Origin of the sequence: Paenibacillus sp. PsM32 (assembly GCF_030433815.1) — a bacterium.
GTDB lineage: Bacteria > Bacillota > Bacilli > Paenibacillales > Paenibacillaceae > Saccharibacillus > Saccharibacillus kyungheensis.
In genome coordinates this window covers 41,289-51,052 of record NZ_JARUWY010000011.1, presented here as the reverse complement: position 1 = coordinate 51,052, position 9,764 = coordinate 41,289, and the positions used below count along the sequence as shown (strand labels likewise).

The 9,764-nt window shown below is 38.0% G+C and carries 11 protein-coding genes and 1 riboswitch; of the genes, 4 read left to right on the top strand and 7 right to left on the bottom strand.

What is annotated here, in order from left to right; all coding sequences use genetic code 11:
* Positions 1 to 23: 23 nt before the first annotated feature.
* The 4 genes from QCD85_RS18665 to cidR all read right to left on the bottom strand — a co-directional run bounded on the left by QCD85_RS18665 (position 24) and on the right by cidR (position 2,886).
* Positions 24 to 914, bottom strand: coding sequence for an ATP-grasp domain-containing protein (locus QCD85_RS18665; protein ID WP_273613947.1), 891 nt, complete (start codon positions 912 to 914; stop codon positions 24 to 26).
* A complete protein-coding gene (locus QCD85_RS18660; protein WP_273613948.1) occupies positions 914 to 1,087 on the bottom strand; it encodes a lysine biosynthesis protein LysW in 174 nt (57 codons plus the stop codon). Before QCD85_RS18660 ends, QCD85_RS18665 begins: the two co-directional genes overlap by 1 nt.
* Positions 1,084 to 1,638, bottom strand: a complete 555-nt coding sequence (locus QCD85_RS18655) for a flavodoxin family protein (protein ID WP_301263528.1) — start codon at positions 1,636 to 1,638, stop codon at positions 1,084 to 1,086. The genes QCD85_RS18660 and QCD85_RS18655 overlap by 4 nt, the downstream gene beginning before the upstream one ends.
* A 363-nt stretch (positions 1,639 to 2,001) precedes the next feature.
* Positions 2,002 to 2,886, bottom strand: a complete 885-nt coding sequence (gene cidR / locus QCD85_RS18650) for a cidABC operon transcriptional activator CidR (protein WP_273613950.1) — start codon at positions 2,884 to 2,886, stop codon at positions 2,002 to 2,004.
* A gap of 131 nt (positions 2,887 to 3,017) precedes the next feature.
* Here cidR and QCD85_RS18645 point away from each other — a divergent pair, with 131 nt between their 5' ends.
* From QCD85_RS18645 to QCD85_RS18635, 3 genes are all read left to right on the top strand, one after another.
* Positions 3,018 to 3,389: a CidA/LrgA family protein gene (locus QCD85_RS18645; protein WP_301263527.1), complete on the top strand. Its 372-nt coding sequence runs from the start codon at positions 3,018 to 3,020 to the stop codon at positions 3,387 to 3,389.
* Positions 3,386 to 4,066, top strand: a complete 681-nt coding sequence (locus QCD85_RS18640) for a CidB/LrgB family autolysis modulator (RefSeq protein WP_274171612.1) — start codon at positions 3,386 to 3,388, stop codon at positions 4,064 to 4,066. Before QCD85_RS18645 ends, QCD85_RS18640 begins: the two co-directional genes overlap by 4 nt.
* Positions 4,067 to 4,580: 514 nt before the next feature.
* A complete protein-coding gene (locus QCD85_RS18635; RefSeq protein ID WP_273613952.1) occupies positions 4,581 to 5,045 on the top strand; it encodes an AbrB/MazE/SpoVT family DNA-binding domain-containing protein in 465 nt (154 codons plus the stop codon).
* A gap of 118 nt (positions 5,046 to 5,163) precedes the next feature.
* Here the strand turns inward: QCD85_RS18635 and QCD85_RS18630 are convergent, their stop codons facing one another.
* The 3 genes from QCD85_RS18630 to QCD85_RS18620 form a co-directional block, all read right to left on the bottom strand.
* The gene (locus QCD85_RS18630; protein WP_301263526.1) at positions 5,164 to 5,943 is read right to left on the bottom strand and encodes a DUF2087 domain-containing protein; all 780 of its coding nucleotides are present in this window, start codon (positions 5,941 to 5,943) and stop codon (positions 5,164 to 5,166) included.
* 259 nt (positions 5,944 to 6,202) lie between these two features.
* Positions 6,203 to 6,808 carry a DUF1349 domain-containing protein gene (locus QCD85_RS18625; protein WP_274171610.1) on the bottom strand — a complete coding sequence of 202 codons (606 nt, stop codon included), beginning with the start codon at positions 6,806 to 6,808 and terminating at the stop codon, positions 6,203 to 6,205.
* Between the two features lie 213 nt (positions 6,809 to 7,021).
* On the bottom strand, positions 7,022 to 8,200 hold the full coding sequence (locus tag QCD85_RS18620) for an MFS transporter (RefSeq protein WP_273613955.1): 1,179 nt from the start codon (positions 8,198 to 8,200) through the stop codon (positions 7,022 to 7,024).
* Positions 8,201 to 8,317: 117 nt separating this feature from the next.
* Positions 8,318 to 8,417: riboswitch (purine riboswitch) on the bottom strand.
* Between the two features lie 419 nt (positions 8,418 to 8,836).
* On the opposite strand from QCD85_RS18620, the gene QCD85_RS18615 reads away from it, so the two are divergent.
* Positions 8,837 to 9,697 (top strand): BglG family transcription antiterminator, encoded by an 861-nt coding sequence (locus tag QCD85_RS18615; RefSeq protein ID WP_274171607.1) that lies wholly within the window; start codon positions 8,837 to 8,839, stop codon positions 9,695 to 9,697.
* The last annotated feature ends 67 nt before the right edge of the window (positions 9,698 to 9,764 follow it).

Below are 9,764 nucleotides of genomic sequence, written 5' to 3'. Positions count from 1 at the left end.
TGATCGTCATCGTATCTTTATGGTTATACTGATGATTTGACGTGTATCCATTCTGGCTGGACATTCAGGCAAGACTCAGCGATAGCTTTGGCAACATCCACTTTATGAATCAACCACGATTTGGCGAACTCTGGGTTCTGATTCACTTCACAGACCATATAGATATTACGGGTATGATCGTAAAATAAATCCAGTCCATAGATACCTTCTCCGATAGCATCAATCAGTTGTTTGCTGATTTCTTGTATCGGTTGACTCACCTTAATGACATCAATCTCGGCTCCCAGATGCGTATTGGTCAACCAATTATCGTTGGAGACACGTTTGAAAGCAACAATCGGTTGACGATCTACAATAACGACACGAATATCATAGTTCCCTTTATCTACATATTCCTGTACCAGTACCGGTAAAGCTTTACCTTGAGGGTCAAGCGATTCTCTAGCCGAGATCCATGCATCCAACGCAAATTTACTATTGATTAAAGTTACGCCTCTTCCCCATGATGAACTGACAGGCTTAATCACAAAGCGTCCATCAAATCGTTCCAGATATTCGTATAGCTTTTCAAACGTAAACGCAATCGCAAAGTCCGGTTGCGCGATTTGGTTTTGCTTAAAAATGATGGCTTGAAAAGCTTTATTGGTACAAATTTTGATCGCTTCATACGAGTTCAATGTTTTGACTCCGGCTAACTCAATATATTGCGCCCGCTCTAACGCTTTGCTCTGCGACAAGCAACGAATAAGAGCGACATCGTAACGCCGAATATTTTCGAGTTCTAATTGCATCGAGTCTGTACATACATCAACTTCTATTCCAGCCTGTAGCAAATAATCATAAATTCGACGCTCTTCTTCACGCATTTTGGTTACGCAAAACAGCAATTTTTTACGAGGATATGAATTTGACATTATTCACCCCAATCTTCTTCTACTTCCGGAGCAAACACTAGATTAGGTTGCTCATTGATCCATTGAAATTCATGTTCTTGCCCGCATTCCTGGCATTCTACAATTTCTCCAGTTACGGTCTGTTGATCCACTTCAACTTCGGCATTGCATGTTAAGCATTTGGCTGCACTCATTGTACACTCTCCTTAATATGTTGTAGTTGTTGATTGATTTGTTTGGCTTGATCCAGTGCAATATGGTCTTGCAAAATATCATCAGGCTTATTGCCAATCCCGATAAGATGACCTTGTAGATCAAGTTCTAGAAATTCAGCAATATATTCAAATTGTTGTACTATTGGCAACCCTTTGCGATAAGGATCATCGCCACCGACAATAATCAGAAATACTTTTTTGTGCTTAATCTTCGTTTGAAAATCCGGTACAATTCTCATGGATTCTGACCAGCGATCGATAAAAGCTTTGAGTTGAGCAGACAAACCATACCAATAAATGGGTGAACTAAAAACAACATAATCCGCTTCTAAAAAAGTAGGTAATAAACGATCATAATCATCACCTAAAGGTACAAATCCTTGCTCACTATGACGCTCATCCGTGATCAATTGAATCTGATAATCACGCAAAGCGATTTCTTCAAACGGTAGATCTTGTAACAAATATTTCGCCAGTGTAGAAGCATTCCCATCTTCTCTTGAGCTTCCATCAATATGCAGAAATTTCATAATTCCCTCCTTTGTTCAGATCATCATCACAGTAATTTTATCCTTCTAATCGATACTCAAAAAGGATAAATAGGATTTCCTAATTGCGACTATTCACAGTATCTTACTATGGTATATGTTTGTCAACTATTAATACTTTTTACTTTTTTTTACTTTATTTCATTGTTAATATAAGTTATTTCGCTTCTTTAATTCGGATAACAACGGTTTAAAGTCATCTATAAATAATGATAGATTTTTTCTATAATTGCTATTTTTGTCGGTTTATCAGTGAAATTGTAAAACAAAAAACAGTCTTCTCTATAGAAGACTGTTTACCTATGGAATATTCTATAAGACGATCTAATCTTAAATTCGTTTGGATTATTTTCCTAAAAACTCCCTTGTAAATCGAAGCCATTCGCGTGCGGCAAAGGAGAGATAGCGATCTTGATGCCAGATCATGCCTAGTTGCCAGGGGATCGAGGGGTTCACCAGTGGCAAGATGTGCACATGATCCCGGCTAATCTGCTGACAGATCGTTTCGGGTAACAAAGCGACTCCTAATCCTGCTCCCACCATTTCACTAATCAGATCCCATTGCGAACTTTCATAGATCACTTTCGGCTGGAAGCCTGCCCGTATACAAGCATCTATAATACGACCATGAAGTGTAAAATCCTCACTGAAAATAATAAATGAATCTTCTGCCAGTGCACTAAGTTCAGCGCAATCTTGCTGTGCAAATCGGTGATGATTAGGCACTAACAGATTCAGCTTTTCCTCAGTAAACGAAAAATGATTTAACACATTCTCGGTTACAGGCAATACGGTGACTCCAATATCCAGCGCACCATTGGCTACATCTTGCTCAACTTTTTTTCCACCATTTTCAAAAAGCTGGATCGTTACATCAGGATACAACTGATGGAACTTACCGATAATCTGCGGAAAAAATCGTGATCCGATCATCGGTGGTAATCCAATGCGCAGATGCCCTGTTTTGAGATTACGCAGATCGTCCAACTCAGAAGATAGATTTTGAAAAGACTTTACAATAATCCGAGCCTGATGCTGGATTACTTTGCCTGCATCGGTTAATTCCACTGTACGCCCGATCCGATTGAACAGCTTGGCGCCTAATTCATCTTCTAATGAACGAATCGTTTTGCTGATCGTTGGCTGTGTAATAAATAGCGCTTCTGCCGCTTTGGTAAAGCTTCCTAGTCTGGCGACTTCCATAAAATATTGTAAATGCCGAATATCCATGTCACTTTCCTCCTATAGACAGATGGAATACATTTCATGCCATATATGAATTTTACCTATGAAAGAAACAGATGTAAAATTTTCATATAAACAATCATTGGTAGTCAATTAAGAGAGAAGGTTTTATATAGATGAAGAATATCATGAAAGGAATACTTCAGGTTGCTGTGCTGATGGGATTTTCTGAACTGTTAAATGTGTTAGTGCGCTGGTTGCATCTACCTGTTCCGGGTAGCATTATCGGTATTGCGCTTGTATTTATACTGCTACAGACCAAAGTCATTAAGCTCGAATGGGTAGAAATTGGGGCGAACTGGTTGCTTGCTGAACTGTTATTATTCTTTATTCCTTCAGCGGTCGGTATTATGAATTATATCCCGATGTTAGAACATGATGGGGTACGGATTGTCGTTATTGTTATACTCAGCACCATATTAGTGATGGTCAGTTCAGGGTTACTTGCTGGAACGATGGCTAAGCGGAAGGAGCGTCACGCAGGATGAATACTATATTATTTTTATTACTAACATTGTTAATCTATATGGTCACCAAACGAATATATCGCCGTTTTCCGCGTGTCTATCTGTCTCCACTGTTGATTACACCGCTCGTTCTGGTGATTCTTTTGCTCACTATTCATGTACCATATACAGCTTATAATCAGGGTGGACAATGGTTATCCCGGTTATTACAGCCTGCTACAATCGCTTTTGCTATTCCTTTGTACAAAAATATTCAAACGCTTAAAAAGCATGCGGTTGAGATTGTATCCAGTGTTCTATTCGGTTCGATTGTAGCAGTGACTTCTTCTGCATTATTAGCGAAACTGTTGCATCTGGATAACGGTCTGATGAGCAGCATTATTCCGCGCTCGATTACAACACCAATTGCGATGAATGTGTCTCAAGCTATCGGCGGTGTTCCTACCGTAACAGCAGTATTTGTGATTATGACCGGATTGATCGGTACGATTGTAGGTCCTTTTATTGTAAAATGGTTACGAATCGATGGCGAGATTGCACGAGGAATTTTGTTCGGTACAGCAGCACATGGTACAGGAACTTCCAAAGCATTTGAGCTTAGTTCTTTAACCGGTACAATTTCTAGTATTTCGATGATTTTAGCAGCACTATTCACACTCGCCGCTACTCCTGTATTAATGATGATGATGCTACCTTAAAAGGTAGCTTTTTTTGTATTTTATATGTTTATAGTGTTATATTAATGATAGAAGTTTGAATCTATGTACAGATCGGTGTATGATAACAAAGTAAAGGCTACTTATTTTTTTTGTAACCTTCCTGTCAATCGATAAGCAGGATAAATTCGCTCAAAATGATTCCTAATATGAAGATAAACAATTATATATTTAAATGAATTTTTATACAATAATTTCAAATTTTATATTTCACTGTGTATTTGCTTTTACATTAAAAACACTCTATTTTGTTGAACTTTGCTATGAAAAATTTTATTTTCAAGTTAGAAAATAAGCATCTTAAACTGTTTTAATGCATAATTATGTAGTTAACTAAATATCAGAACTATATTTTTTATGTTAAATTTGTTCCTTATCTGTACATTCGATGTTACTATTACTGTATGCAAATCAGTTATTAGAAAGTAAGCACACTTACTTTTCTAATTACTTTTAATTTCTCTCTCATAAATTTGACCAAGCGGAGGAACTTCTCATGAAAAAAACCGGTATGGTCCGTCAGCTGGACAGTCTAGGACGAATCGTTATTCCGAAAGAAATACGGGACACTATGGAAATTGGTGTAAGCGATCCTATGGAATTCTTTATTACAGAAAAAGAAATTATTTTTCGGAAACATAAAGGAATTCAATGTATCTTTTGCGGAACATTTGACGATCTAATCTATTACAAAGATCAATTTATTTGTGGAGATTGTACAGAGCAAATGGGGGATGAATCTCAACATATCGCACTCGAAGATATGCCTAGTGCGCCAACACCTAATCGTAACTTACAATCTTCTTTACGCAAATCACGTAGTAAACGGGGGGAAATGCTGACTAAAGTGGAAGATACGATGAAAGCTAATCCAGAAGCGACGCAAAATGAATTGGCTCGTATTCTAGGTATTTCTCAAAGCCGTATCTGCCAGATCCAAAAAGAACTACGGGCAAAATAAATACCAAAACCCTCTCTGTAATCTAGAATGCAGAGAGGGTTTTTTATTGTGTTATATCGCTTATTACAAGTCTAACTACTACAAAAATGAACTGAGGATATAGATACATAACGAGCACTTATTGCTTCACCCAGTACTGACTTCCATCATCTAACCGATCCATAAATCCATACTCAATCATATAACGGCGTAATGTAACATAATCGGCATACGAACGCTTCAGAACCGCATTCACTTCTTTTTCTGTATACTTTGTACCCGGATTGAATCCGTTCATGAGATGACGTAAAATCACAATTTTGCGCTTTTCTTTACGCGGAAACTCTGATAATGGCCCATCTAATCCTTCTTTGAAATATTGCTTCAAAATGTCCTGACTTTCTTTCTCTGTTACTGCATAACGTTCATCCACCATCGTAGCGGTGCGATGTACAGATACCAATGGAGCTGGATCATTTTGCTGTTCTTCTAACAACTCCATAATCGCTAAAAATACTTTGGCTTGTTTTGTTTTCTCCCTTAATGCAAAGCGATGATTACGAATAGTCGATTTACTACCTCCGACTTCCGCTACAATTTCAGTATCTGAACGCCCTTGATAAAAAGATTGCACCATTCCACTTTGAATTTCTGTCATACCTGTCCACTTTTTATCCAGCTCTACCAAGTACGAAAACATCGACGTATGGTGTTGTTGAATATAGTGTTGCATATAACGTTCTGCTTCGTAAAAGACACCTTCTTCCTGGTAAATGACTCCTTTCTCACATACCATCCCATCGATCAGACAGATAAACCGACCTAATGAATGATTATCTTCTTCTAGCACATACCCTCGCTTCAAATCGGTTAATGAAGCTTGCCAGAACCGATCTGATATTTCTTGATTTTTTTCCATTGTCTAGTCTCCTTCTAGATAAATCTTATTTTCGTCTACTTATTACATAGATATTATATGATTACGTTTATATAAAAGCAAACATTATTTAGTTTTGTCTATATTTTTTTGTTTATGTATATTCAATAATTTTAGATCATTATCATTTATATCTATGTACACAATAAAAAAGCTACCTGTATACAACGAAGGTAGCTTTGCGGGATATATCACAAAATCATGTTAAAAGTATACTTAGGATCACCCTGAAATCTATTTGTTATTTGCCCATTCTGATATTTTTCACTGTTCGTTGTTCTAGCGAAAAATTGGAGTAGATTCTTTCTCCACCTTGACCTGTAGGCGCTTGTGGCAATAAGCCCACTTTTACTTGCTGATCGACAGGTAAATAAAAGAAACGCACCATATCAAATCGCACTCCATCTAATGAATAGTGAAAAGCAAAAGATTGTCCAACACGTGCGATCTGAAGCCATGCAGTATTGCCTTCTACATTATTTCCGTTGGCATCATCTGAGAATGTATTGGTGATTACACTGACGATAGAATGCGTATAAAAATCAGTATATTCAAAACATAATTTCGCCCAGAGATCTACATCTTGCATCACCATAATCGAAGCAGAGTCATATACATCTTGAAAATCATGTTCTACTTGAACACGCATCACAAAATCACCGGATACTTCAGTAAAAAAGAAAGGCGCATTCGTAAGCGATTCAGGCGTAATGCCTTCTTCCGATACCCCGCCATGGTTACAAAAGAAATCACTTTGTGCAGGTGCATGCAAAATCACCTTTTCTTCTTCAAAACGTATACTACTTTCATTCAGCCAATTGAAGTTGGCGAAATTGGTCTTTGGCATCGTAGTCTCCTTTTGATATGTATTGTTTTTCCATAGCATAAGATAGCATTGTCTATAGCTACTGTCACTGTATTTTTGTACACACAGCTCTTTATTCCCATGCTTATAATAACCAAAAAACACCGACACGATCATAGACGCAGATCGTGTCGGTGTTTATATACAGCAGATAAATCGAATAACAAATGAAGATGCTACATCCTAATATAGATATTAGCGGGTAATGGTATTCGCTACATTGCGAGCTCTTACCGGTTTGGATAATAGATAGAATAATGCAATTCCGAAAGCAACTACGATAATTCCGCCACCTACCCAAGCGTTGATAGCGATATTACCTGTATTTTTGATCAATACGCCACCCATCGCTGAACCGACAGCAATACCGATTTGTAATGCTGAGAAGTTAAAGCTTTGTTGGATATCAGAAGATTCCGGTGCATATTGAATCAAATAACTTTGTTGAGCCGGAGCAAGAGCCCAGCTTAGTGCTCCCCAGATAAACAATGCAATTGGGAAGATATACACGTATTGACTAGCCATTGGTAAAGTAAACATAATCACAGCGAATACGCTGACAACGAGCAAAATACTTTTTTTACTACCCAGACGATCTGATAATGCTCCACCGATCATCCCACCGCTTACAGCTGCAATTCCGAATACAAAGTATACGATACTGATCCAGTTCGAGTTAAGGCCCATCATCGTTTCAAGGAAAGGTGTAAGGTACGCATATAATGTATAGTGCCCTGCTAATGTAAGCATCGTTACGAGATGAGCACTAATGATTTTGATATCTTTGAGTGAAGCCAGTTGTTGCTTCAATGTCTGCATACGTTCTAAAGGAACATGATCCATAAACAGATGCACAACCACCATTGCGACTAATGTTAAAACAGCAATGGCTAAGAACAATACACGCCAGCCAAATGCTTCTTCAGCCAGTACGCCGAAAGGCAAGCCCAGTACGATCGAAGAACTAATACCCATAGAAATAATACCGATAACACGTGCCCGGTATTCGGGAGCAACGATTTTTACTGCAATCGTTAAAGACAGGGTTACAATCAGCGAACCACTTGCCGCTGTAATAATACGAGATAAGAACAAGACACCATACGTCGGGCTCCAAAAAGCAACCAGACTACCCAGTGTAAATACTAACATCGACCAGAGGTATAACTTTTTCCGTTCCACCTTAGCCGTTAATGCTAGTAATGTTGGTCCAGAGATCGCATAAACAAGCGCATAGATCATAATCAATTGCCCTGCTGTACTTACAGATACATTTAGATCAGAAGCGATCTGTGGCAATACACCACCGATAATCAACTCAATCAGACCAACCGTAAATGTAGCAATCGTCAATATTAAGACTTTGAAATTCATATCTATCTTCTCCTTTGTTCTTGATGTCAGCAAGTGACTTGCGTCTATTCCATCAGTGTCCATAGAAGTTTGAGCTCGTAAAGACGCAAAAAAATCCTGACTACAAAAGATGGGTGCGACGAGCACACTTAATTTTGTAATCAGGATTGTTCGGTTCCTGGTAGAGACCCTCAAACCATATTATTGAGGTTATACATTATACATCAATGAATTTTATTTAGTTAGGGTAAAGCTTACAAACCTATAACAACGTCTACTACTGTAATTGATTATGGAAGAAATTTCAACCCCTATTCTTTAAAATTAAGGCTTTTTTCAAGCTTTTTATGCAAAATATGATGAATAAACTTTATTTTATTGAATAATCCTGTACTTCTGGAAAATATTCGAGATTTTCCGTAAAATATAACCTTGACGATCAATTGTGCTCGTTATATGCTACATAATGAAATCGCATTCAAAAACTTATAACGTTATCGGCGTGTTACCATATAATGGGCATGAGCCAAGCAACGAATACCAGATGCTGTAGAACTTTCTACACGTTTATTATTCGTGACTTGGCTCTTTTTTGCGTGTTCGCTGTTGCTCGATGGAATAGATAAGCGAATAGGGATGTAAAGGAGGCTCACCACATTGAGTAAAGAAAGTATGTTGCTATCGATACAGCGAGTTGTCGGCAACAATATTGTGATGGCTTTTGATGAATCTACAGATATCGAATATGTATTGCTAGGTAAAGGGCTTGGTTTTGCCGCCAAAAATGAAACCACTCTTTCTACTGATGATGATCGTATTGAAAAGCGCTTCCGCTTGGAAGATCGAGAACAATTGATGAATCACCCCAGTTTTTTTGAAGATATCGACCATAAAGCGATGGAAGTCTCTGATCAGATTATCCAAATGATCGAACAGCGATTCAACAAAACATTGCATAACAAAATCTATCTGGCTTTGCCAAGTCATATCCAATTCACTGTGTATCGAGTGCGTCATCAGATGGAGATTACCAATCCTTTTCTATATGAGACTCAAGTCTGTTTTCCGCAAGAATACGAAGTGGCTTTACAAGCTTTGCAGATGATCTGTAGTGCTTTTGATATTAAAATTCCTGAAGACGAAGCAGGCTTTCTCACTTATCATATCCATTCGGCTGTCAGTCATGTGCCTGTAGGACAATTGGTCAAAATGTCTACTTTACTCGGTAAATTACAAGCGATGATCGAACAGGAAAAACAGATTACTTTTCAACAAGGAAGTATGAATCAAGTCCGCTTAATGATCCATCTACGCTTTTCGTTAGAACGGATTGTACAAGGATCATTAGTAGAAAATCTTCTCATTCAGCCGATACGAGAACAGTATGCCGAAGAATATATACTGGCGAATAAAATGAAAGTAGTAATGGAAAAAGAGCTAAATGTCTCGATTCCAGAAGATGAGGTTTGCTTTTTGACGATGCATCTTTATCGGCTTTTTCGTACGTATCAGCCTTAATCTGGCTGCTTATACGATGATAAGTCGCATACTTGCACAGCGAAGATATAGAATCCTTTTCTATTTT